Below are 22,955 nucleotides of genomic sequence, written 5' to 3' on the forward strand. Positions count from 1 at the left end.
ATTGTGGCTGTAAAATATGAATTAATTAAACAATGCAAACAATCGGGGGCGCGTCTGGGACGCGTACACACTCCGCATGGCGTTATCGAAACACCGGCCTTTATGCCGGTAGGCACGCAGGCTACGGTGAAGACGATGAGTCCAGAAGAGCTGAAAACGATGGACGCCCATATTATTTTGAGCAACACGTATCATCTTTTTCTGAGACCGGGACATGAGATTGTAAGAAATGCCGGCGGGCTCCATAAGTTTATGAACTGGGATCGGCCGATCCTAACGGACAGCGGCGGCTTCCAAGTATTCAGCCTAAGCGAGATGCGCAAAATCACGGAAGAGGGCGTGCACTTCCGTTCCCATCTCAACGGGGATAAGAAGTTTCTTTCTCCTGAGGTCGCAATGGAAATACAAAATGCGCTTGGCTCCGATATTATGATGGCTTTCGATGAATGTCCGCCATTTCCAGCGGAGCATGAGTATGTGAAGAAATCGCTGGAGCGGACAACAAGATGGGCAGAGCGCTGCCTTAAAGCACATGCTAGGCCTGATGATCAAGGACTCTTTGCCATTGTACAAGGGGGAATGTACAAGGATTTGCGCATTCAAAGCGCAAATGATTTGACTTCCATGGATTTCCCGGGGTATGCTATTGGTGGACTGAGTGTAGGTGAACCTAAGCATTTAATGTATGATGTTCTTGATTATACGGTTCCCATTTTACCTGCGAATAAACCGCGTTACCTTATGGGAGTCGGATCTCCGGATGCGCTGATTGAAGGGTCTATCCGAGGCATTGATATGTTTGATTGCGTGCTGCCAACGCGTATTGCCCGCAATGGGACAACGATGACAAGCCAAGGCAGACTTGTTATCCGCAATGCGAAGTACGCAGAGGATTTTGGTCCGCTGGACCCAGAGTGCTCATGCTACACATGCACGAATTATTCAAGAGCTTATATCCGGCATTTAATAAAAGCGGATGAGACGTTTGGCATGAGGCTGACGACTTATCACAATTTGCATTTCTTGCTTCAACTCATGCGGGACGTTCGGCAAGCGATCATGGAGGACCGGTTGCTCGATTTCCGGGATTCCTTTTTCACAAGCTACGGCCTGTTCGATAATGAGAAAGGGTTTTGAAAGGGGGGATTTCGATGTGGCAAGCAGCAGGTGAAGCAGGTCAAAGCAATATCATAGGTATGATTTGGCCGTTTGTGCTTATGTTCGCGGTGTTCTATTTCTTACTAATTCGTCCGCAGCAGAAGAAACAAAAACAACGTACTTCGATGCTTAACCAATTGAAAAAAGGCGATAAAATTTCAACAATTGGTGGTTTGCATGGAACGGTAGTTGAGCTTAGCGACGATACCGTTGTACTTCGTGTAAACGATACAACAAAAATGACGTTTGAGCGCAGTGCCATCAATACTATTATTAACTCTGCACCAGCAGTAAATGAATAAGGAATAAACGAAAGAAAACGGCTGACATGCTTGCATGTCAGCCGTTTTCTTTTGCATATTCATTTTTTTAAATTGACGCCGATCATGCCGCCAAAAGCGCCTGTCAGGAGAGACGCGCCGAGCAGCATGGCGCTGTGCAGCGACAGGGAAGCGTTCGATGCCAGAAAACTAATAATAATCACGATCGCGCCATAAATTAACCCGAGCAGCGCGCCGTTATACCAGCCCTTGCTTTCAGAGCGGCGGCCGGATGTAAATCCGCCTGCAAGCGAGGCAAATCCGTGAACAAGCAATGCGTTCGTGGATAAACTGCTTTCTTTCATTCCTGTAAAATGCAAAAGCAGCGAGAGCAGCAAGGCGCCTACTGCCAGCCAAATGATTGAAAAAAGCACTCCAGCAAGCAAAGGCGAAGCAATTAATGGCGGTTTAGCAGCTTGTTTAACCGAGCTCATCCAATTCCCCCCAGCGATTGGTATGTATTACTTATCCATATGGTCAAGCCGGTCAGAATAGTACAACTCTCAGCATGTCTTCAAAGTAATTATTGGCAGGCTTGGGGCATTGCCATATATTCGTGTAATGAATCGGAGTATGATGTTATCCAGCGCTGGTCATGATACCTTTACGGACAGACGGAGCTGACATCAGCTCTCAGACAAAAGTCGAGGAGGCGGTTTCCGCTTGGAATTCTGGAGCCTGTTGATCCGGACGGTGATCATTTATTTCGTGGTGTTTCTGATCATGAGATTTATGGGAAAACGAGAAATCGGTAAGCTATCCGTATTCGATCTCGTGATTTCGGTCATGATTGCAGAAATTGCAGTGATTGTTATCGAGGATATGGATCGCTCCTTATGGAGCGGTATTTTGCCGATGGCCGTCTTGCTTATTATTCAAGTGGGCAGTGCTTTCATGACGATGAAAAGTCGAAAGCTAAGGCTGCTTTTTGACGGCAAACCGAGTGTTATTATTGACAAGGGCAAGCTGAATAGCGATGTTATGCGAAAGCAGCGTTACAATTTAGACGACTTGATGCTGCAGCTGAGGGAGAATAAAATTAGCGCCGTATCTGATGTAGAGTTCGCAATATTAGAAACAAGCGGCAAGCTTTCCATCATACCGAAGGAGAGCTTCAATGCTTCTGAGAATAATGGAATGGATGGGCACGGCGCCGAAGGCCGCGAATCGGAAGGCGCAGATTCGGAACATAAGCTAAAACCGTTCAACCAGACTAAAATTATTCCTTCGAAATATCGTTTCGAGATTTTGCCGATCCCATTGATCATGGATGGCAAGGTACAGGATGAAAGCTTGGAAAAGCTCGAGAAAACCCGATTTTGGCTTAAAAATATACTGCAGGAAAAAGGCGTTACCGATTTCAAAGACGTATTTTTTTGCACGATTGACCATAAAGGAAAGCTATTCGTAGACACGCATGACAAAAAACAGCGATAAAGAAGGGGGGATTCCATTCCCTTTCCTATCGCTGTTTTGTTGTTTGAAGGGCTGTACAATTATTTAAACCAATTTCCGAATAACGGGATGCGCACCATGTCATGGCGGTCAATAATTTTCATGACGACCATTAGCATTAAATAGACGATCGCACTCGCCGCACAGGCCAACAGCAGATTAATCCATTCCATGGTCAGCGGTTGCTGATTCATGGTGAAGCGAGCGGCTGCACCCATAATAATCATCGCTGCGCCTACTTTAGCGAAATCGAGGAGCTTCATGTGGAAGCCGATAAATCGTAATACGCTTATGGCATGCAAGACGGTAACGAGCACGATATTTACGTTTATGGCAATAAGGGCACCATAAATGCCGTAATCAGGATCCGACGCGAGCTGAACGATTAGAAAGAGCTTAACGATTGCTCCGATTAATGTATTGATAAGCGCTGTTCCTGGTTTATTAAGCGCTTGAAGGGCAGCTTGCAGCGGCGCTTGCAAATAAATGAATATGCCAACGGGAGCAATGAGCTGAAGCATCGGCGCTATATCCGCATGGTTATAAAGAATCCGGCAAATCGGTTCTGCGAAAAGAGTCATGATAACGACGAAAGGTGCGCCGGAAACCAGTGCGAGCCTCATGGATTGATGAAGCCTTTTATGAATTAAGGAGTGGTCTCCCCGGGCGGCTGCTTCGGACAAAGAAGGCACCAAGGATACGGCTAGCGAGTATGTTAAGGCCGTCGGCAGAAGCAGAAGCGGAACGATCATCCCCTGAAGCGCGCCATATTGAGCGGTAGCAATGCCTGTTGCAATACCGGCGGCTGCAAGACTGCGGGCAGTGAGAATAGATTCCAGCAGGTAGGAGAAGGAACCAACCAACCGGCTGCCGGTTACAGGGATCGAAAGGCCGAGCAGTCTCCGCAGGACAGGTTCTCTTTTGGCTTGCATTTTAGCGTGATCAGCTTGACTCGCTTCTTCTTGTTTTGTACGGGCCTTATCGCGGTAATATTTCCAAAGCAGCACCGCAAGACCGCCAATCTCGCCTACGACAGCGCCAAGCATGGCGCCGGCAGCGGCCCACTCCAGCCCATATGGCAGGAACATAAACGAAAATGAAAGCGATGCGATGATCCGAAGCACCGTTTCGACGATTTGGGAGACAGCCGTCGGGATCATATTCTGTTTTCCTTGGAAGTATCCCCGGTAGACCGAGGACAAACCGATAATGATGAGCATAGGCGTCATCACCAGAAAGGTTTGGTAAACGCGGGCATCCGGAAGGATATGCGTCGTAATCCATTTAGCGCCAAGAAGCATCACTCCGGTCATGATCAAGCCGAGCAGAGCGACAAGTCCCATAGCTGTCCTGAAGATGTACTTTACCCGGGTAGTATCGCCCTGCGATTCAGCTTCCGCTATCCATTTGGCTACCGCAAGCGGTATGCCTCCGGTAATCAAGGTGAGTAACACCGTAAGAAAGGGATAGCTAAGCTGGTATAGTCCTACCCCCTCAGCCCCTATGATTCGCGGCAAAGCGATACGAGGCACGAAGCCGAGTAGTCTGTTTATAATGCCTGCAGCAAGCAATATCATAGCGCCTTTTATAAATGTTTGTTTGGTTGGATTTTTTTGCTTCGCCATTTTAAAAACCCTCTTCTCTATCATGGAATAGCTGGTCTGCTCCTGCCTGAGCAATCAGACGAAGCTGTGAGACAGGCCGGTACTATCATCTTTATGCTCGGCATGTCCGATTCCATGTCATTCATTTTGCAGATTACGGTTAGGCGGGCAGGAATTTGGCGGGGACACAGCGAATAGTTTCATTAGAAAAGTTAAAACGGCTGAATCAGACCAAGCGGCGGCGCGTTCTGTGTTTAGTTATAGAACGGACAAAAGCATGCAGTTGATCCTAACGTATATGGATGATGTTTTATGTCACAAGGTTGTAGGAGGCGCAGCATGGAAGACGAAGAATTAAGTCGCATGATCGAAGAGCTATGCATCAGCAAAGCAGAGGAATTTCATCTCATTGGCTATGAACATGTAACGGGCCAAGAGGTATGGGAATGCGTAAGCGAGAAATACAAGAAGACGGGCCTGCCCGAACTTCACGAATTAGTGAACGATATATTATCTCTGAAGGTTATGAAATTCATGAATTTCGTGACGATAAGCGCATATAAAGGAACCTCGTTCTAAAAAACTGGGTTTCTTTTTTTTTGACTCGTTTTTACCGCGTCTGTATAATAGGAATATTGAGATCATAAGGGGGATTTAGACGTATGTTCGGGAAGAGAATTATTGCCTTCCTTGCGATCGTAGTCATTATGTTTGGCGTTATCGCTTGGACAAGCCCATCGCTGGTAAAAGATGTAAGGCTAGGCCTTGATTTAAAAGGCGGATTCGAGGTTTTGTACGAAGCATCGCCGCTTGAGGGCGGTGAGGCGGTTACGCCGGAGTCACTGAAAGAAACAGCAAGAAGCTTGGAAAAAAGAATCGATGAGCTCGGCATTGTGGAGCCAGAGATCACGACAGAAGGCACGAACCGGATTCGCTTGCGTTTAGCCGGGGTAGAAGACGAGAATGAAGTTAGAGAGATTCTCGCCAAACCAATCAACCTAACATTCCGCGGTCCGGACGATAAAATCGAGCTAGACGGCAGCGATTTTAAACCTAATGGCGCAGGTATTGGTTATGATAACTTGAGTAAGCCCTTTGTTACGATAGAGCTAAAAGACGCGAAGAAATTCGAAGAAATTACGACACGTTTAACAGGCAAATATTTAGCAATTTATCTGGATGATAAAGAGCTTTCAAGACCGTCTGTTAACTTTCCTATTTCCGGCGGATCCGCTCAGATTTCCGGCGAGTACACGGTAGATGAAGCGAACGAATTGGCAGATATGATCAACCTTGGAGCACTGCCGCTCAAGCTGACTGAAAAGTATACGCAAAGCGTTGGAGCAAAGCTCGGACTTGCCTCTTTGAAGGACACGGTTGAGGCGGGCATTATCGGAACGGTTATTATATTGGTATTCCTAATCATCTTGTTCCGTATCCCGGGCGTAGTAGCAGGCATTACCGTGGTTACTTATACATGGCTGCTGATCGTCGTATTCAATTTAATGAACGCGACCTTAACTTTGCCGGGTATTGCAGCCTTCGTGCTTGGTATCGGTATGGCGGTCGATGCGAATATCATCATGTACGAGCGGATCAAAGAAGAGATTCGAAGCGGCAAGAGCCTGCTGTCTTCCTTGAAAGCCGGTTCGAAAAACTCGTTCCGTACGATTATGGATGCGAATATCACGAACATTATCGCAAGTGCGGTGCTGTACTATATCGGTAACGGCGCGATTCGCGGTTTTGCGTTGACGATGATCTTCAGTATTCTCGTAAGTATGCTGACTAACATTTTCTTGTCCCGTTTCTTGATCATGCTTCTTATCAAGAGCAATCTATTTACAAAACCAAGCTATTACGGCGTGAAGGAGGCAGAAATCCGTGAACTTTAATACAAAAATCCGTTATGATTTTATAGAGAACCGCAACAAGTTCTTTCTGTTCTCAATTACGTTAACTATAGTAGGGATCTTATCTTTGCTTTTCTTTAGCTTGAATTTCGGCGTCGATTTCAAAGCAGGAACGAATATGGATATTTTGGTAGGCAAGGCCGCTACGCAGCAGGATGCCAAAGCGATCCTCGAAAAAGCAGGCATTGAAGGCATCACGCCAACTGTCGGCGGAACGGGTAATGAACGTGTATCCGCTCGTTTTGACGAGGTGCTTACGCAGGCCAAAATCGTTGAAATCCAAGAGGGTTTCAAAGCAAAATACGGCGATCAAGTATCGTCAGAAGTCAATGTTGTATCCCCGGATATGGCACAGGAGCTAGGCATCAAAACGATCTGGGCGATCTTAATCGCCAGCGTCGCGATCATGATCTACGTTATGTTCCGGTTTGAATGGCGCTTTGCGCTGGCTGCGAATATCGCAATCCTGTATGATGCTTTTGTCGTAGTTGCCTTGTTCTCGATATTCCGTCTTGAAGTGGATCTGCCTTTCATTGCGGCCGTATTGACTACGATCGGTTACTCGATTAACGATAAGATCGTAATTTTTGACCGGATCCGTGAAAATTTGCGTTTTGGCCAATTCAAAAACCGCGAGCAGCTTGCGGAAATGGTTAATGCGAGCATTTGGCAGACGATGGCTAGAAACGTGTATACCGTATTAGCCGTGCTAATCGTAGCTGTATGTTTGTTTATTTTCGGAAGCGAGTCCATCAAGCTGTTCGCATTGGCAAAAATTATCGGCCTCTCCAGCGGCGCTTACTCTTCGATCTGTATTGCAAGTCCGCTTTGGCTTCTGCTTAAAGGGAAACAAAAGCCGAAAGCTGCCGTTAAAACGACGGCATAGCTTATGGTTACGAAGCAGGTTTTGCTTTCGCAAAACCTAAGCACAGGCTTACGAAGCAGGTTTTGCTTTCGCAAAACCTAAGCATAGGCTTACGAAGCAGGTTTTGCTTTCGCAAAACCTTGTAGGAGGTAAAAATGTCAACCACACAGCGATATGCAAAAGCGGAGTCCGCAAGCTGGGCCGGCTTATGGGGAAACATGCTGCTGGCTCTTTTTAAAGGCGTAATAGGTTGGTTGTCAGGAAGCAAGGCATTGCTCGCGGATGCATTTCGGACGGCAGCTGAGGTCGCTGCGGGTGTTGCTGCAATATCTGGACTACGGGCTAGCCGACGGCGGAAAACGGATCAATCAGGCGCCGCCGCGGAAACCGAGGCTTTAAGAGGAGAGGCGGCGGCAACGATTATGTTGTCAGTCGTCCTTCTCATCATTGGGCTTGAAATCGGAATTTCTGCGATTCGGGATATATCGGACGGCGTGACGGGTGCTCCGCATTGGAGCTCGGCAGCTGCCATCGTTATCTCTTTAATCGTTCAACAGCTATTTTTTCCGGAGAAGGACCGGTTGACCGGACTCTATTGCTCGGCTGCAGCGTTAGTTGGAGCGAGCGGCGCGATTATTGGCAAAATGCTGGCTATGCCGGCACTTTATTATTTTGATCCGGCCGCAGCGATCGTGATAGCAGTAATTGTTATCATGAACGGCTGCAGAATGGCTTCTGGATTCATTCGTAAAGATGGCCATTTGACAACCGACGAAGAGAATCCGGATGAGCTGATGCAGCTCGTTCAACGGGTTGAAGGCGTCATTACCGTGCAGTCCATGAGAGCTAAGGAGCATGGGCATTATGTCATAGCAGAAATGGTTATTAGCGTTAATCCGCGAATTTCGGTTCTTGAGGGCCAAGAGATAGCGAAACGGGTAAAACAGCTCGTTATGAAACGTTTCATTCATGTCACGGATGTGTCGATTTACGTTGAGCCTTATGATCCTGGTTATCCGTATAAGTCCAATCATGATCCGAATCAGGAGCAGATGCCGACACTGCTGCAATAAGAACAGCCACACAGCAGAAGAGGGGGAAAGCAGCGTGATTCAAAGGAAAACAAGGTGGGCTTTAGCGCCATGGTCACTAACCGACGAAGATAAAGCGAAGGTTCTGGCATCCAAGTTGGGCTTGCCGCCGCTGGTGGCAAAGCTGCTTGTGCAGCGCGGCTTCGATGAACCTGAAACAGCAGAGCGTTTTTTGCGCGGAGGCATGGAGCATTTTCATGATCCTTACTTATTGCTTGGAATGAAAGAAGCCGTTGAGCGGATCAAGCAGGCAGCTTCGGCCAACGAGAAAATACGGATTTATGGGGATTACGATGCCGACGGCGTATCAAGCACTTCGCTGCTTGTGCATGTCTTTCGCTCTTTAAATTATAATTTTGATTATTATATCCCTCACCGTGCTTTGGAAGGGTATGGATTAAACAACAAAGCAATCGAACTTGCGGCCGAAGAGGGCATCAAACTCATTGTGACAGTGGATACGGGCATCAGCGCCGTGCATGAGATTGCCTATGCAAAGCAGCTGGGCATTGACGTCGTTGTAACCGATCATCACGAGCCTCCCGAGCATACGCCGGATGCCTGCGCGGTGGTGAACCCGAAACAGGAAAACTGCGGTTATCCGTTCAAAGGTTTAGCAGGCGTCGGCGTGGCATTTAAGCTTGCGCATGCTTTGCTGGAGCGGCCGCCGCTCGAATGGGCAGATATTGTCAGTTTGGGCACGATAGCCGATTTAATGCCGCTGAAGGATGAGAATCGGATACTGGTCCGCTATGGCTTGGAACGGCTGCGCAGTCATGCAGGGGTCGGTTTTCGGGCATTGGCGGAGGCAGGCGGCATCGAGCTGGATACCATTACGGCTACAGGGGTTGCTTTTGGAATGGCTCCCCGCGTGAATGCAGCCGGCAGGCTGGACCATGCGAAGCGTGCGGTAGAGCTGCTAACTACCGAAGATTACGATAATGCGATTTTGGCCGCAATCGGGCTGGACAGCTTGAATAAGGAACGGCAGCGCGTGGTGGAGAGTATCGTAAAAGAAGCCGAGCAGCAGTGGCAGGCCAAAATGGCGTCGGCTGAGGCGGCAGGCACAGCGTCCCCTCCGGTCATTGTCCTTGCATGCGAAGGCTGGAACGTCGGCGTCATCGGCATTGTAGCCTCCAAGTTGCTTGAACGGAATTATAAGCCTGTTATTATTCTCGGAATTGACGAGCAGACTGGGATGTGTAAGGGCTCTGCGCGCTCGATAGAAGGCTTTGATCTGCATGCGGCGCTTACAGTATGCGAGGATCTGCTCGACCATTACGGCGGGCACCAGGCCGCTGCCGGCATGAGCCTGCATCGTGACCGATTGCCTGCTCTCGAGCAGCGTCTCGGGGAATTGGCTGATGAATGGCTGAGCGCCGACGATTGGATTCCAAAGACAGCCGTAGACCTTGTATGTTCCGTAAGCGAAGCTACGCTGGATACGATTACCGAGCTTTCGCAGCTAGAGCCTTTCGGGATGGGCAATCCATCGCCAAGACTGCTCTTTCCGCGTACGGAGCTGGCAGACCGCCGGACGATAGGCAAGGAATCAAAACATCTGAAGCTGTCGCTCGGAAGCGGGCGCCGTTTATTAGACGGAATCGGCTTCAGCATGGGAATGCTGGCGGAGGGGCTTAAGCCCGGCAGCAAGATCGACGTGATCGGCGAATTATCCGTTAATGAATGGAACGGGCAGCGGAAACCGCAGCTTCAGCTGCATGACATGCATTTTGATCCCGCTGCGGAACCTTTTCCGGAACGCGAGGATTTCGGCAAAGTATATCAGCAGCTCAAGCAGCTCAGCCAGGCGCCGCTCGATGGATTAACCGTTCAATTATCCAAGCAAAGCGGTTTATCCTTGGCGACGGTAGAGCTCATGCTGGACGTATTTGAGGAGCTGCAGTTTATTGCGCGCAGCAACGGGCTGATGAGCGCGGCACCAACGCCTCAAAAAAGGGATTTAGCAAGCTCGGAACGTTATCGTCATGCCAAAGAACAGTTTGAAGCTTCACAGATGTCGTTTGCCAGTCATAGATCATAATGAATAGTTAGAAATGGAAAGGGTTGACTTCAAGTGTCCAATACACAATACAACTTCAAAGATTACATCCGGGTAATTCCTGATTTCCCGCAGCCAGGCATCCGTTTCAAAGACATTACTACGCTTTTGAAAGACGGAGGGGCTTACCGCGCCGTTATTGAAGAAATGCGTGCCGCGGTTCAGCACATGAAAATCGATATTATTGCCGGACCGGAAGCACGCGGTTTCGTTGTCGGCGCACCGCTTGCGCTGGCATTGGGCGTCGGATTTGCGCCGATTCGCAAAAGCGGCAAGCTTCCAGGCGAAACCATTACGGCCAGCTATGATCTGGAGTATGGCAATGATCAGCTTGCGATGCACAAGGATGCGATTTCACCCGGGCAACGCGTTCTCATTGCCGATGATTTACTGGCAACGGGCGGAACGATTGCAACATCGATGAATTTGGTCCGCCAGCTTGGCGGAGAAGTGGTCGGCGCTGCTTTCCTAATTGAGCTTGCTTACTTAACTGGCCGTGAAAAGCTTGACGGTATCGAAGTTTTCTCCTTAATGACATACGAATAAATTACGCGGTATCGACTGTACGCACCTGCACCGCCTGTTACTTCCATCGCATAATGCGGGGAGGCCAGGCGGTTTTATTTTATTAACGTAGGTCTCCGGTAGTTGACGCGGTACTGGTATTACAGGCATAATATTATAAAAACTCGGAAAACGCATGAATGGGATCCGCCAGGAGTGTAATCAGAAAGGGACGTTTCATGGGCATTGAGCATTTACTCGAGAAGGCATCCGCCTATATGAAAGAGCAGGACCTTATACGCATCCAGGAAGCCTATGACTTTGCGGAGCAAGCCCATCACGGCCAAGTGCGGAAATCGGGAGAGCCGTATATTCTGCATCCCGTAGCGGTTGCGGATATTCTTGTTGATATGCAAATGGACGTGCTGTCGATTATCGCGGCATTGCTTCATGATGTCGTTGAGGATACGACCGTAGATTTGCAGACGGTTCGTGCGAAATTTGGCGAAACCTGCGCGATGCTGGTAGACGGTCTAACCAAGCTCGAAAAAATTCAATTTCGTTCAAAAGAAGAGCAGCAGAACGAAAATTACCGTAAAATGTTTGTCGCGATGGCTCAGGACATCCGTGTCATTCTTATCAAATTGGCCGATCGGCTGCACAATATGCGTACGCTCAAATTCCAGTCGGAAGAAGCGCAGCGGCGCATTGCATATGAAACGTTGGAAATTTTTTGCCCCATTGCACATCGCTTGGGTATTTCAGCGATCAAATGGGAAATGGAAGATATTGCGCTCCGCTATTTAAATCCGCAGCAATATTACCGTATTGCCAATCTCATGAAGAAGAAACGCGCGGAGCGTGAACAGTTTATTGAGGATGTCATCGGAAGGATCACGGAGAAGCTTGAGGAAATGGGCATTGAAGGCGATATTTCCGGTCGTCCGAAGCATCTTTACAGCATTTATAAGAAAATGACCGATCGCAACAAGCAGTTTACCGAGATTTACGACCTGCTTGCGATTCGGATTATCGTAGATAATATCAAAGATTGTTATGCGACGCTGGGTATTATCCATACGCTTTGGAAACCGATGCCAGGCCGCTTCAAAGACTATATCGCGATGCCGAAGGCGAATATGTACCAATCGCTGCATACGACGGTTATCGGGCCTAATGGCGAGCCTACGGAGGTGCAGATCCGAACCTGGGAAATGCATCGTACATCCGAGTACGGTATCGCTGCCCATTGGGCTTACAAAGAGGGAACGCTTGTACCAGGCGGCAATTTCGAGGATAAAATGTCATGGTTCCGTGAAATTTTGGAGCTGCAGCATGAGGCGCGCGATGCCTCCGAGTTCATGGAATCGCTCAAAATGGACTTTTTTGCCGATCTCGTATTCGTGTTTACGCCGAGCGGAGAAGTCATTGAGCTTCCTGCGGGCTCCGTGCCGCTCGATTTTGCCTATCGAATCCATACGGAGGTAGGCAACCGCACAATCGGCGCGAAGCTGAACGGCCGGATCGTCCCGCTTGACCATAAGCTGAAAACGGGGGATATCGTCGAGATCCTGACGTCGAAGCATTCCTACGGACCAAGTCAGGATTGGGTCAAAATCGCCCAGTCCTCGCATGCGCGGAGCAAAATCCGGCAGTGGTTCAAGAAAGAGCGGCGCGAGGAGAACGTATCGAAGGGCAAGGACTTGTTGGAGCGCGAGCTAAAGCGTCTGGGACTTGAACCCTCGGCTTGGCTGCAGGACGACAAGCTGCAGGAGGCTGCGTCGAAGTTTGCTTTCAATGATATTGAAGACATGATGTCTGCCATCGGATTCGGTGGAATTACGGCGGCGCAAATCTGTACCAAGCTTACGGAGAAGATGCGCAGAGAGGCGGAGCTGGCCAACCAGCTTGAGCTGACGAGCGAAGTGAAGGAAATCAAATCGCCGGGCAACCGGAAGCCGAGACCGAATCAAGGCGTCACGGTAAAAGGCATCGATAATTTGCTCGTTCGCTTTGCCCGCTGCTGCAATCCCGTGCCGGGCGATTCCATTGTTGGGTACATCACGCGCGGCCGCGGCGTCTCCGTCCACCGGATGGATTGCCAGAACATTCCTTTTGGCGATCAGGGCGAAGAGGGCGAACGCGTCATCGAAGTGGAATGGGAAAATTCGATCGACGCGAATTACAGCGTAGATATCGAGATAACGGGCAATGACCGCAGAGGCCTTTTGAACGAGGTGCTGCAGGCCGTTTCGGAAAGCAAAACGAATATTTCGGCGGTAACCGGACGCTCGGTTAAGAACATGTCGCTCATTCATATCACGGTGCTTATCCGCAACATCGAGCATCTTACCTCAGTGGTGGAAAAAATAAAACGCGTACAGGATATTTATTCCGTCCAACGGATTATGCAATAAACGAATGGCATTAGGAATAAGGCAAGCGGAAGCGCATATCGGAGGTTCTGAAAGCTGTGAAGGTTGTCGTTCAACGGAGTAAACAGGCCAAGGTCGTCATTGACGGAGAAATCGTTGGTTCCATAGATTCAGGTCTCGTGCTGCTGGTCGGCATCACGCACGAGGATACGGAAGCAGACGTAAAGTGGATGGCGGAGAAAGTAGTGAACCTGCGGATTTTCGAAGACGAATCAGGAAAAATGAATCATTCCGTCGCCGATATCGGCGGACAGCTGCTTTCCGTATCGCAGTTTACGCTGTATGGCGACTGCCGTAAGGGCAGAAGGCCCAACTTTATGGCAGCTGCAAGGCCGGAGCAGGCAGAGAAGCTATACGACAGCTTTAACGGTATCCTTCGTACCATGGGGTTAGTCGTGGCAACGGGGCGTTTTGGCGCGATGATGGAAGTAGAGCTCGTTAACTCGGGACCGGTGACGTTAATTTTGGAAAGCGGTATGTAAGAAGGCCGTTGCGGGAAACAATAGACAATAAGCTTTGCAGGCAGATTAAGAAATTTGCGCAAGCTTAATGTGATATTGGAGGAATACCGCGCATGCATCAATCACGCAAAGAGCAAGGCATCGAACGGGTATCTCGAAGACTGCTTCATCCCGACCGCAGAGAAGCGAAAGTCTTTGCTGAGCTTGAGGATGATATTGAAGCGGCTGAAGAATGGGCAGGCTTTCCGCAGCACCCGCGGCGGGATCATCCGAGTCATCTATAGTTGGATTAATTGCCGTCCGGGTGAACAGCTCGGGCGGTATTGCTCATTTAGGGCAAGCAGCCTTACCTAAGTCCGCAAGAAGCAGGCAATCGCCGTAAAAACGCTTTCGAAATTGTAACATTACTGTAATCAATCTCTAACTTTCCTTTAACATCATTAACCTATAATAGAACTCGACCCCCTTTTTAAAAATATATATTACTTTTGGACCTACAAACACGTTTTGTAGGTTTTTTTCTGCCCATTGAACGGGGCTGTTTATGAAAGGGCAGAACGATCTTGACTTTAGCCTTTTGCAGAGGTAAAATTAATCCTCAGTATAGATATCGATTCATTGATGGGACAAAGTAATTCTTTGCGCTATATCCAGAGAGGGACGCCACTAGGCTGCAAGCGTCCTTATATCGGCAGAATGAACAGACTTCCCGGAGAACAGACGGTGAACGGCGGCAAGGCGCAAGCAACAGGCTTCGCGAGTGACGCATAGTAGCTGGACTGCGGATGACGGACGTTAACCGTCTTTGAGCGGGCTGTTGCATAGGATGCAGGCTCGAAATGTGGGTGGTACCACGGGAGATTCACTCTCGTCCCTTATGGCGCAAGCTGTTAGGAACGGGAGTTTTTTGCGTTTTCCGAACTTTAAAACATTGATTACGGGGGCAGGAGGGATATTACAATGGCATTTCAGAAAATGCCGGGCACGCAGGATATTTTGCCTGGCGCGGTAGAGAGATGGCAGTATGTGGAGCAGAAAGCGCGCGATATTTGCCAGCGCTATAACTTCCGTGAAATACGGACGCCGATCTTTGAATCCACGGAGCTCTTTCAGCGGGGGGTCGGTGAAACGACCGACATCGTTGAGAAAGAAATGTATACCTTTACGGACCGTGGCAATCGCAGCCTGACGCTGCGACCGGAAGGAACGGCCGGCGTTGTGAGATCTTATGTGGAGAATAAGCTGTACGGGGAACCGGACGTGTCTAAGCTGTACTATATCGGACCGATGTTCCGGTACGAACGGCCGCAGGCTGGACGTTACCGCCAGCTGCATCAATTTGGGGTAGAGGCTTTGGGTTCCGTTGATCCGGCCATCGACGCAGAGGTTATTGCGCTTGGTTATACCTTCTATACGGAGGTAGGCCTCAAGGGTGTTCGAGTCGAGATCAATTCCGTCGGGACTCCGGCAGTCCGCGCGGTTTTCCGCGAGCGCCTGCTAGCTTTTCTTGAACCGAAGCGGGAGCTGCTTTGCAAGGATTGTCAGTCGAGAATCGACCGGAATCCGCTTCGCGTTCTGGATTGCAAGGTCGATCAAGAGCATTTTACGGACGCGCCATCCATTTTGGACAGCTTGGACGAGGAATGCCAGGTTCATTTTGATAAAGTGAAAATGTACCTTACCGATATGGGCATTCCTTATGAAATCAATCACCGGCTCGTGCGCGGTCTCGATTATTACACGCATACGGCCTTTGAATATAAGGCAGAAGGCATCGGAACGATTGATACCGTCGGAGGCGGAGGCCGCTATAACGGTTTGGTCTCGGAAATCGGCGGACCGGATCAGCCGGGTGTCGGTCTGGGGCTTGGGCTCGAAAGAACGATTTTGCTGCTGCAGCATCAAGAAACGGAATTGCCCGCTTTTAACCAGGTTGACGTTTATGTGGTTGCTCTCGGCGAAGCGGCGGAGCGCGAGGTTACGAAGCTTGTTTACCAGCTTAGGCAGCGGGGAATTCGGGCAGAGCGCGACTATCTCGGACGCAAGATGAAGGCTCAGATGAAGTCGGCAGACCGTCTGCAAGCCCGCTATACCGCTATCCTTGGCGATGATGAACTTGCGCGCGGCGAAATTTCGCTGAAGGATATGGCAAAAGGCGAGCAGCGCGTCGTTGCCCTGGATAAACTCGCTGATGAAATCAATGGTTAATGATCTATCCATAAATATTCTAACTAAACGAGGAGCATGAAAACTATGTTGTTGAAAACACATCATTGCGGACGCTTAACGAAAGCGGACGTTGGTCAAACGGTTATTCTAAACGGCTGGGTACAGCGTCGCCGCGACCTTGGCGGCGTGCTATTTATTGATTTGCGTGACCGTTCGGGAATTGTACAAACGGTATTTAACCCGGATTTCTCCGGCGATGCCCTGGCAATTGCTGACCGCGCACGGAACGAGTTCGTGCTTGCGATTCAAGGTACGGTCGTTGAGCGTGATGCAGAAACGTACAACGCAAACCTTGCTACTGGTGAAATTGAAGTGCGCGTTACGAAAATCGAAGTCATGAATGCCGCAAAAACGCCTCCGTTCCCTATCGAAGACGGCGTAGAGGTGGATGAATCGCTTCGCTTGAAATACCGTTACCTGGACCTTCGTCGCCCGGAAATGCAAAAAACGCTGTTCCTGCGCTCCAAAGCAGCTAAGGTTTTCCGCGATTTCCTAGACGGAGAAGGCTTTATCGATGTGGAAACGCCAATTTTGACGAAAAGCACGCCGGAAGGCGCCCGTGATTACTTGGTGCCAAGCCGCGTGCATGAAGGCGAATTTTTTGCCCTGCCGCAATCGCCGCAAATTTTCAAGCAGCTTCTCATGGTAGGCGGCATTGAGCGTTATTATCAAATCGCCCGCTGTTTCCGCGATGAGGACCTTCGTGCGGACCGTCAACCGGAATTCACGCAAGTCGACATCGAGACGTCCTTCCTTTCGCAGGATCAATTGCTTGCTATGATGGAAGAACTGACAGCTAAGCTTCTGAAAGAAACGGTTGGCGTAGAGCTTGAGCTTCCATTCCAACGTATTACGTATGCGGATGCGATGAACAAATACGGCTCTGATAAGCCTGATCTTCGTTTTGGCCTTGAAATTGAAGATATTACGGATATCGTATCCGGCAGCGAAGTGAAAGTATTCGCAAGCGTAGCGGCAGGCGGCGGTGTTGTCAAAGCACTGAATGCCAAGGGCTGCGCAAGCTGGAGCCGCAAGGAGCTTGACGATCTGCAGCCGTTCGCTGCCCGTTACGGCGGTAAAGGCCTTGCTTGGATCACGGTGAAGGACGGCGAATGGCGGGGTCCGATCGTGAAGTTCCTTAAGCCGGAAGAAATTGCTGCCCTAACCGAGCGCCTGCAAGTAGAAGACGGCGATTTGCTTACTTTCTCCGCGGATAAGAAAAAAGTCGTTTCGGATGTTCTTGGCAACCTTCGTTCGAAGCTGGGCAAAGACCTCGGCTTGATCGACGAATCCAAATTTAAGTTCGCTTGGGTTGTAGATTTCCCATTGCTTGGATGGGATGAGGATGCGAAGCGTTATGTAGCCGAGCATCATCCGTTCACGCGTCCGAATGAAGAAGACCTTCATTTCTTCGATACGGATCCGGGCCAAATCCGTGCGCAAGCCTACGATCTTGTTCTGAACGGCTATGAAGTCGGCGGCGGTTCGATGCGTATTTATAAACGTGAAGTTCAAGAGCAAATGTTTAAAGCACTAGGCTTCAGCATGGAAGAAGCGCAAGAAAAATTCGGCTTCCTGCTGGATGCATTCGAATATGGCACGCCTCCGCACGGCGGTATCGCTTTCGGCTTCGACCGTCTGGTTATGCTTCTTACGGGCCGTACGAACCTGCGCGAAACGATTGCCTTCCCAAAAACGGCAAGCGCGACGGATCTGCTTTGCGATGCGCCTTCCGAGGTCGAGCTTTCGCAGCTTGAGCAATTGCATATTCGCACTGTGATTAAGCCTAAGCAGCCTGTAGCGGCAGCAGCCGCAGCACCTGCTGGGGAAACAAACGAAAAATAAGCATTCAATGCTAAGGAGGCGGCAGCCTGATGCTTCACCAATTTTCACGTACGGAGCTGGCGATTGGGCCAGAAGGGCTTGCGCTAATGAAGGGGAGCACGGTTGCCGTGCTCGGCATCGGAGGCGTTGGCGGCATTGCCGCTGAAGCGCTCGCGCGCACAGGTGTTGGACGGATTATCCTTGTCGACAAGGATGTCGTCGATATTACGAACGTTAACCGGCAGATCCACGCGCTGACAACGACGGTAGGCCAGCCTAAGGCTGAGCTTATGCGCGACCGGATTAAGCTTATTAATCCGGAGTGTGATGTTGTAGCGCTCCGTATGTTCTATACGGAAGAAACCTATGAGCAGTTTTTCGAGTATCCGCTCGATTACGTTGTGGATGCCTCGGATACGATTTCGTATAAGATTCATCTCATTAAACAATGCTTGGAGCGGAAAATACCGATCATCTCGAGCATGGGCGCAGCCAATAAGATGGACCCGACCAAGTTTCAGGTCGTCGATATTTCCAAGACGCATACCGATCCTTTAGCGCGGGTCATTCGTACGAAGCTGCGCAAGGAAGGCATCAAGCGCGGCGTGAAGGTCGTATTCTCGACCGAGCTTCCAATGAAACCGCGCGAGGATGTTACGAAAAAGATCGTTCCGGAAAATGCGCCAGAGATTCGCAAAGCCAAGCAGCCTCCGGCAAGCAATGCCTTTGTTCCGCCGGTTGCCGGTCTGATTATGGTCAGCGTCGTTGTGAATGACTTGCTGGCAGCAGGCGGGATCGAGCTATGAACGAAGCGCTGGCGAAGAAGCTGAGACTGGCGCCGGAGATGAAGGCGCTGGTGCTGAATCCGCCATCTGAGCATTATTTGACAGAGCTGGGTTTAAGCAAAGAAGCAAGCGTCGCAGATGCGGAAGGGCAATATGATTTTGTGCTTTTATTCGTCATGAATTTGGCTGAACTGGAAGAGCATGCGCCGGCAGCCATTCAGGCGGTTAAGCCGGATGGATTGTTGTGGATCACTTATCCGAAGGGCTCCTCCAAGATCAAGACGGATATTAACCGTGATACGGGCTGGAGGCTCATGCTTACCTTTCACGTAGAGGGCGTCGCCATGATTGCCATGGACGATACCTGGTCTTCGATGCGCTACCGTCCGGCAGGCGCCGCCAAAAGCGGTACAGGCCGCCGGACAGCTTCTGCCGCATTGGAAAGCTTGTCGATAGGCAGGGTATCCACGTCTTCGTCGGCAGAGGAGGCGGTGCTGCCGGAAGACTTCGAAGCAGCCTTGCAGGCCTCAAATGCAGCAGAGCAGTTTTTTCGCGGCAGTCTAACGGCAGCGAAAAGACGAGATTTTGTAAAATGGATCACCGATGCGAAACGTGCAGAAACACGTGCGAACCGCGTTGCAGCCTCCGTTGATAAGCTGGAGAGAGGCCTTAAATCTCCATTTGATAAATAGGTAACGAGATATAGCCGTTTCGCGGTTAAAGCTGATCCAGCTTTTCCTGCGATTCGGCTTTTTTCATGGGGAGCCGTCAGCGTTTAAACCGCATATCTGGCGAACAAATGTGCTAGTATGCTATGATCGGTATAACAGATGGCAGAAGGTTGGGGAGCAGGATGGACTTATTTTCTTATCAAGAAGAAGAATTGCCGCGTGCCAGGCTGCTTGCGGATCGTATGCGGCCGCAGACATTAGACGAATATATCGGGCAAGAACATATAGTAGGAGCAGGCAAGCTGCTGCGCAGAGCCATTGAAGGCGATCAGGTGTCCTCCATTTTGTTATACGGGCCGCCAGGCTGCGGCAAAACGACGCTGGCCCATATCATTTCCTTGCGGACGGCTGGCAATTTCGTGAAGCTGAACGCGGTGGATGCTTCGGTTAAGGACGTGCGGGAGGTCATAGACCAGGCCCGCACGAATAAAGCGATGTACGGCAAGAAGACGATCCTATTCTTAGATGAGGTGCATCGTTTTAATACGGCGAGGCAGGATGCGCTGCTTCCAGCCGTTGAGCAGGGCATTATTATTTTTATCGGGGCAACGACGGAAAATCCCTTTCACCATGTGAACGGGGCGCTTTTGTCGCGTTCGACCTTGTTTCAGCTGGAGGCGCTTGGCGAGGGGCATGCCTACGAAGCGATGAGACGGGCGCTGGCGGATCGGGAGCGCGGATTAGGCTTTATGGATTTGCAGGCAGATGAAGACGCGCTGAGGCATATTGCATCGATGGCGGGCGGCGACATACGAAGGGCGCTGAACGCGCTTGAGCTGGCCGCGGTGACAACGCCATCGGAGATGGACGGTTCTGTCCGGTTAACGCTGGAGGTTGCGCAGGAATCCATACGCAAGCCATCGATCCGCGCAGACCTATCGACGCAATACGACGTGTTGTCGGCCTTTCACAAAAGCGTTCGCGGCTCGAGCGATGCCGCGCTATTCTGGTTTTTGTACGCGGTCGAGAAACTCGGCATGGACCCGATGACCTTCATCAGGAGGCTGATCGTGGCATGCAGCGAGGATATCGGCCTAGCCAATCCCCAGGCGATGATTCAGGCGGTTACGGCCATGGATGCTTATCACAAGATCGGCTGGCCGGAAGCGAAGTACAACATCTCACAGGCGATTTTATTTGCGGTGGAGAGTCCGAAATCGAACGCGACAGCAATCGCGATTGGCAATGCCGAGGCGGCAATAGAACGGGCGGGAGGTGCGGAAGTGCCGCTGCATCTGCGGGATACCCACTACAAGGGCGCGACGCAGCTTGGGCATGAGGGGTATCAATATCCGCATAACTTTCCTAACCATTATGTGAAGCAGCAATATTTGCCTAACTCGCTCGGGAACATGACGTTCTACAAGGCCACCGAGCAGGGCATGGAGGATAAAATCAAGCAAAACCAGCAGAAACGGAAATAGCGGCTCGGCAATATAAACGAAAAGGCTGCCCTAGACGAGGATTCCTCGCGGGCAGCCTTTTTGGCATGGTCTCCAAAATCAGATTAAGCGATAGAAAACATAAGGCCGTAATAACCGAAAACCGCCGTTAATATCCCCATTAGGAATGCAGGGATCAGCTTATTGGCACGATACATCCAAAGCAGGCCGGCAGCCATAAGCAGCGCAGCGGCAAACATGAGCAAGCTCTCCAGGTGAAGCGTGAAGTTCAGCGCGATATCAGGGCTGAAGCTGCCTTTGTAAACGGTTGTGAACAAAGGCGACGGAGAAACGGTTTGCAGTGTTTCCTTTACCGTATGCGGCGGTGTCTGTTGTCCTAGCACGCCGGTTGCGCCCAGCACGAGCATCGCAATGACGCTCTCCGCCTTCAGCCAGCGTCTTGGATTGAAGGATGGATTGCTTATTGCTGCTTTTTTGTAACCGAAGCCATTGGAGTAGGCAAATAAAAGCAAAGGCAGGATTAATAAATGCTTAATCAGCAGCATCTGGCCGTAGGGCAGCATCCAGGCGTTCACGTATTCCGGCGTCGTGAATGACATGAGGATAATGCCTGCTAACAGCGTCATGATGACGGAAATGATCGCAACAGGTGAAAACCAGCGCAGAAACGCATGCCAGTTAGCGTCATCCTTGGCAAACCAGCTCGTTACGAACAATATCCCGATCCAGACGCTAACCGCGAGAAAATGGGCCGCATGCGTGAGCAGCCCCCTAAAACCGTAAAGCGATGAAGCATGTCCCGCATAGCCTAACCATACAATCAGCAAAAAAGTAACAAACAACGCTACTTTTGGCATATGCTTGTCGCCCCGGAACGCTTTAAGCCCTAGTAAAAATGCGAGGCCTGCCGAACCGATCGCCGTCCACAGCCAGGCTTTTCCCGTATTGATATCGAGTAATATGCTTTTTAGGATGGAGCCGTAACTCATGTCGAAGTCCTTGCCAAAGACAAGGGCTAACTTATGGATCGGTACATACGACAGAATCGGTATCGCTACTGCGCATGCCAGCAGCAAGCCGTTCGGCACATGAATCGCGGGCCTTCTATCCTCCGGCACGAGGCGCAGCAGCAAGGAGCCCGTTAAAATTGCGAAGCAAATGTATAAAAGGCCTTCGCTGATGTAAATCATTATTTACGCCTCCGCATAAACAAAACGATTGCTGCTGCGGCAATAATCGCCCCTACGATGATAGCGGGGGTATAGTTCGTGCTGTCACTGCTTGGCTCGGAAGCGATACTTCCATCTCCGGCGTTTGTATTCGTATCAGTCGTTGGCGAAGGTGAAGCAGTAGCAGCAGGAGGTTCTGTTGCAGCCTCTGGCTCTTGAGTCGGCGTCTCCGTTGCGGCAGGCGCTTCCACGGTAAACGAATAATCGCCCTCCACAGAATGGCCGTCCGCACCGATAATGGCCCATTTAACCGTATAGATGCCATTAGGCAGGGGAGCGGGTACGGCGCCGCTCATCGTCATTCCCCCGACTTCGACTTTTTCCTTTTCCATTTCCTCGCCGGCGGCATTCACGATTTTGAAATTGCTCAGATTCTCGATCTTGGTGTTAAAGGTCAGCTCTATTCGCTCAGGCGAGACGGTAATCGTCGCATCCTGTCCGGGTACGGCATTTTCCAGTTTGGAATGGGCTAAAGCGACGCTTGGCAGCAGCCACAGCGCGGCAAGGCAGATCAGTAATATTCGTTTCATTCGTAAACCTCCTGCATCGTTTAGTGAAGAGTGTGCAACTCAAGCTGATTGCATTATAACAGATTCCGCGAAGCGGTTGCTTCCCATTAAATGATCAATTCGTTGCGGCTTTATGAACATTTGTTGAAGCGTACTCCCTTGGCCGCATCAGAATTGCAAAAAGCGCATGGAAAATCAATGTATTATGGATAACCAGTGACGAATACACATAACTACAGTCTTTACAAAAGTCTTACCCTGGGGCTTTACCGTTTGAAGCGGCGGCTCGGCATCTTGGAGAGATCCCACATTACACAAAGATCGCCGTATCTTTGTTCCAAAAGGAGGTGCGCCTGCCATCGCAATCTGTCAGTCCT

Annotated in this window: 21 protein-coding genes; 17 read left to right on the forward strand and 4 right to left on the reverse strand. The window is 50.1% G+C overall.

Annotated elements, in window-relative coordinates:
- The first annotated feature begins 3 nt into the window (after nucleotides 1-3).
- Both tgt and yajC read left to right on the forward strand, forming a co-directional pair.
- Nucleotides 4-1,137, forward strand: coding sequence for a tRNA guanosine(34) transglycosylase Tgt (tgt, locus tag ACN6MW_RS22890; RefSeq protein WP_364143197.1), 1,134 nt, complete (start codon nucleotides 4-6; stop codon nucleotides 1,135-1,137).
- Nucleotides 1,138-1,151: 14 nt separating this feature from the next.
- The gene (yajC, locus tag ACN6MW_RS22895) at nucleotides 1,152-1,460 is read left to right on the forward strand and encodes a preprotein translocase subunit YajC (protein WP_419872204.1); all 309 of its coding nucleotides are present in this window, start codon (nucleotides 1,152-1,154) and stop codon (nucleotides 1,458-1,460) included.
- A gap of 59 nt (nucleotides 1,461-1,519) precedes the next feature.
- Here the strand turns inward: yajC and ACN6MW_RS22900 are convergent, their stop codons facing one another.
- A complete protein-coding gene (locus ACN6MW_RS22900) occupies nucleotides 1,520-1,912 on the reverse strand; it encodes a TIGR04086 family membrane protein (RefSeq protein WP_364143193.1) in 393 nt (130 codons plus the stop codon).
- A 229-nt stretch (nucleotides 1,913-2,141) separates the two neighbouring features.
- Between ACN6MW_RS22900 and ACN6MW_RS22905 the strand changes: the two genes are divergently transcribed.
- Nucleotides 2,142-2,915 carry a YetF domain-containing protein gene (locus tag ACN6MW_RS22905; RefSeq protein ID WP_419872205.1) on the forward strand — a complete coding sequence of 258 codons (774 nt, stop codon included), beginning with the start codon at nucleotides 2,142-2,144 and terminating at the stop codon, nucleotides 2,913-2,915.
- A gap of 59 nt (nucleotides 2,916-2,974) precedes the next feature.
- Here ACN6MW_RS22905 and spoVB read toward each other — a convergent pair whose 3' ends face one another.
- Nucleotides 2,975-4,558: a stage V sporulation protein B gene (gene spoVB / locus ACN6MW_RS22910; RefSeq protein ID WP_419872206.1), complete on the reverse strand. Its 1,584-nt coding sequence runs from the start codon at nucleotides 4,556-4,558 to the stop codon at nucleotides 2,975-2,977.
- Between the two features lie 318 nt (nucleotides 4,559-4,876).
- On the opposite strand from spoVB, the gene ACN6MW_RS22915 reads away from it, so the two are divergent.
- From ACN6MW_RS22915 to ACN6MW_RS22980, 14 genes are all read left to right on the forward strand, one after another.
- On the forward strand, nucleotides 4,877-5,116 hold the full coding sequence (locus tag ACN6MW_RS22915) for a post-transcriptional regulator (RefSeq protein WP_364143185.1): 240 nt from the start codon (nucleotides 4,877-4,879) through the stop codon (nucleotides 5,114-5,116).
- Nucleotides 5,117-5,199: 83 nt separating this feature from the next.
- Nucleotides 5,200-6,432 carry a protein translocase subunit SecD gene (gene secD / locus ACN6MW_RS22920; protein WP_419872207.1) on the forward strand — a complete coding sequence of 411 codons (1,233 nt, stop codon included), beginning with the start codon at nucleotides 5,200-5,202 and terminating at the stop codon, nucleotides 6,430-6,432.
- Nucleotides 6,422-7,336, forward strand: a complete 915-nt coding sequence (secF, locus tag ACN6MW_RS22925) for a protein translocase subunit SecF (RefSeq protein WP_419872208.1) — start codon at nucleotides 6,422-6,424, stop codon at nucleotides 7,334-7,336. The genes secD and secF overlap by 11 nt, the downstream gene beginning before the upstream one ends.
- Nucleotides 7,337-7,470: 134 nt before the next feature.
- Nucleotides 7,471-8,388 carry a cation diffusion facilitator family transporter gene (locus ACN6MW_RS22930; protein WP_419872209.1) on the forward strand — a complete coding sequence of 306 codons (918 nt, stop codon included), beginning with the start codon at nucleotides 7,471-7,473 and terminating at the stop codon, nucleotides 8,386-8,388.
- 34 nt (nucleotides 8,389-8,422) lie between these two features.
- On the forward strand, nucleotides 8,423-10,450 hold the full coding sequence (gene recJ, locus ACN6MW_RS22935; RefSeq protein ID WP_419872210.1) for a single-stranded-DNA-specific exonuclease RecJ: 2,028 nt from the start codon (nucleotides 8,423-8,425) through the stop codon (nucleotides 10,448-10,450).
- 33 nt (nucleotides 10,451-10,483) lie between these two features.
- Nucleotides 10,484-11,014 carry an adenine phosphoribosyltransferase gene (locus ACN6MW_RS22940; protein WP_419872211.1) on the forward strand — a complete coding sequence of 177 codons (531 nt, stop codon included), beginning with the start codon at nucleotides 10,484-10,486 and terminating at the stop codon, nucleotides 11,012-11,014.
- Nucleotides 11,015-11,211: 197 nt separating this feature from the next.
- Nucleotides 11,212-13,389 carry a RelA/SpoT family protein gene (locus ACN6MW_RS22945; RefSeq protein WP_364143168.1) on the forward strand — a complete coding sequence of 726 codons (2,178 nt, stop codon included), beginning with the start codon at nucleotides 11,212-11,214 and terminating at the stop codon, nucleotides 13,387-13,389.
- 56 nt (nucleotides 13,390-13,445) lie between these two features.
- A complete protein-coding gene (gene dtd, locus ACN6MW_RS22950; RefSeq protein WP_419872212.1) occupies nucleotides 13,446-13,889 on the forward strand; it encodes a D-aminoacyl-tRNA deacylase in 444 nt (147 codons plus the stop codon).
- Between the two features lie 92 nt (nucleotides 13,890-13,981).
- Entirely contained in the window at nucleotides 13,982-14,152 is a 171-nt protein-coding gene (locus ACN6MW_RS22955) for a hypothetical protein (protein ID WP_308998498.1), read from the forward strand.
- A gap of 676 nt (nucleotides 14,153-14,828) precedes the next feature.
- Nucleotides 14,829-16,076: a histidine--tRNA ligase gene (hisS, locus tag ACN6MW_RS22960; protein WP_419872213.1), complete on the forward strand. Its 1,248-nt coding sequence runs from the start codon at nucleotides 14,829-14,831 to the stop codon at nucleotides 16,074-16,076.
- 45 nt (nucleotides 16,077-16,121) lie between these two features.
- Nucleotides 16,122-17,942, forward strand: coding sequence for an aspartate--tRNA ligase (aspS, locus tag ACN6MW_RS22965; RefSeq protein WP_364143159.1), 1,821 nt, complete (start codon nucleotides 16,122-16,124; stop codon nucleotides 17,940-17,942).
- 29 nt (nucleotides 17,943-17,971) lie between these two features.
- Nucleotides 17,972-18,727 (forward strand): tRNA threonylcarbamoyladenosine dehydratase, encoded by a 756-nt coding sequence (locus tag ACN6MW_RS22970; protein WP_419872214.1) that lies wholly within the window; start codon nucleotides 17,972-17,974, stop codon nucleotides 18,725-18,727.
- Nucleotides 18,724-19,398 carry a YdeI/OmpD-associated family protein gene (locus ACN6MW_RS22975; RefSeq protein WP_419872215.1) on the forward strand — a complete coding sequence of 225 codons (675 nt, stop codon included), beginning with the start codon at nucleotides 18,724-18,726 and terminating at the stop codon, nucleotides 19,396-19,398. The genes ACN6MW_RS22970 and ACN6MW_RS22975 overlap by 4 nt, the downstream gene beginning before the upstream one ends.
- A gap of 161 nt (nucleotides 19,399-19,559) precedes the next feature.
- A complete protein-coding gene (locus ACN6MW_RS22980; protein WP_419872216.1) occupies nucleotides 19,560-20,861 on the forward strand; it encodes a replication-associated recombination protein A in 1,302 nt (433 codons plus the stop codon).
- 83 nt (nucleotides 20,862-20,944) lie between these two features.
- On the opposite strand, the gene ACN6MW_RS22985 is transcribed toward ACN6MW_RS22980, so the two are convergent.
- Nucleotides 20,945-22,030: a copper resistance D family protein gene (locus ACN6MW_RS22985; protein ID WP_419872217.1), complete on the reverse strand. Its 1,086-nt coding sequence runs from the start codon at nucleotides 22,028-22,030 to the stop codon at nucleotides 20,945-20,947.
- On the reverse strand, nucleotides 22,030-22,599 hold the full coding sequence (locus ACN6MW_RS22990; protein ID WP_419872218.1) for a copper resistance CopC family protein: 570 nt from the start codon (nucleotides 22,597-22,599) through the stop codon (nucleotides 22,030-22,032). Before ACN6MW_RS22990 ends, ACN6MW_RS22985 begins: the two co-directional genes overlap by 1 nt.
- Between the last annotated feature and the right edge of the window lie 356 nt (nucleotides 22,600-22,955).

It is taken from the genome of Pristimantibacillus sp. PTI5 (assembly GCF_048572955.1).
GTDB lineage: Bacteria > Bacillota > Bacilli > Paenibacillales > Paenibacillaceae > Pristimantibacillus.

Excerpts from the sequence above, each read along its gene's own strand:
- yajC (WP_419872204.1), top strand. The coding sequence starts at position 1,152 with ATGTGGCAAGCAGCAGGTGAAGCAGGTCAAAGCAATATCATAGGTATG.
- ACN6MW_RS22900 (WP_364143193.1), bottom strand. The coding sequence starts at position 1,912 with ATGAGCTCGGTTAAACAAGCTGCTAAACCGCCATTAATTGCTTCGCCT.
- spoVB (WP_419872206.1), bottom strand. The coding sequence starts at position 4,558 with ATGGCGAAGCAAAAAAATCCAACCAAACAAACATTTATAAAAGGCGCT.
- ACN6MW_RS22915 (WP_364143185.1), top strand. The coding sequence starts at position 4,877 with ATGGAAGACGAAGAATTAAGTCGCATGATCGAAGAGCTATGCATCAGC.
- secD (WP_419872207.1), top strand. The coding sequence starts at position 5,200 with ATGTTCGGGAAGAGAATTATTGCCTTCCTTGCGATCGTAGTCATTATG.
- ACN6MW_RS22930 (WP_419872209.1), top strand. The coding sequence starts at position 7,471 with ATGTCAACCACACAGCGATATGCAAAAGCGGAGTCCGCAAGCTGGGCC.
- ACN6MW_RS22945 (WP_364143168.1), top strand. The coding sequence starts at position 11,212 with ATGGGCATTGAGCATTTACTCGAGAAGGCATCCGCCTATATGAAAGAG.
- ACN6MW_RS22955 (WP_308998498.1), top strand. The coding sequence starts at position 13,982 with ATGCATCAATCACGCAAAGAGCAAGGCATCGAACGGGTATCTCGAAGA.
- hisS (WP_419872213.1), top strand. The coding sequence starts at position 14,829 with ATGGCATTTCAGAAAATGCCGGGCACGCAGGATATTTTGCCTGGCGCG.
- aspS (WP_364143159.1), top strand. The coding sequence starts at position 16,122 with ATGTTGTTGAAAACACATCATTGCGGACGCTTAACGAAAGCGGACGTT.
- ACN6MW_RS22970 (WP_419872214.1), top strand. The coding sequence starts at position 17,972 with ATGCTTCACCAATTTTCACGTACGGAGCTGGCGATTGGGCCAGAAGGG.
- ACN6MW_RS22975 (WP_419872215.1), top strand. The coding sequence starts at position 18,724 with ATGAACGAAGCGCTGGCGAAGAAGCTGAGACTGGCGCCGGAGATGAAG.
- ACN6MW_RS22980 (WP_419872216.1), top strand. The coding sequence starts at position 19,560 with ATGGACTTATTTTCTTATCAAGAAGAAGAATTGCCGCGTGCCAGGCTG.
- ACN6MW_RS22985 (WP_419872217.1), bottom strand. The coding sequence starts at position 22,030 with ATGATTTACATCAGCGAAGGCCTTTTATACATTTGCTTCGCAATTTTA.
- ACN6MW_RS22990 (WP_419872218.1), bottom strand. The coding sequence starts at position 22,599 with ATGAAACGAATATTACTGATCTGCCTTGCCGCGCTGTGGCTGCTGCCA.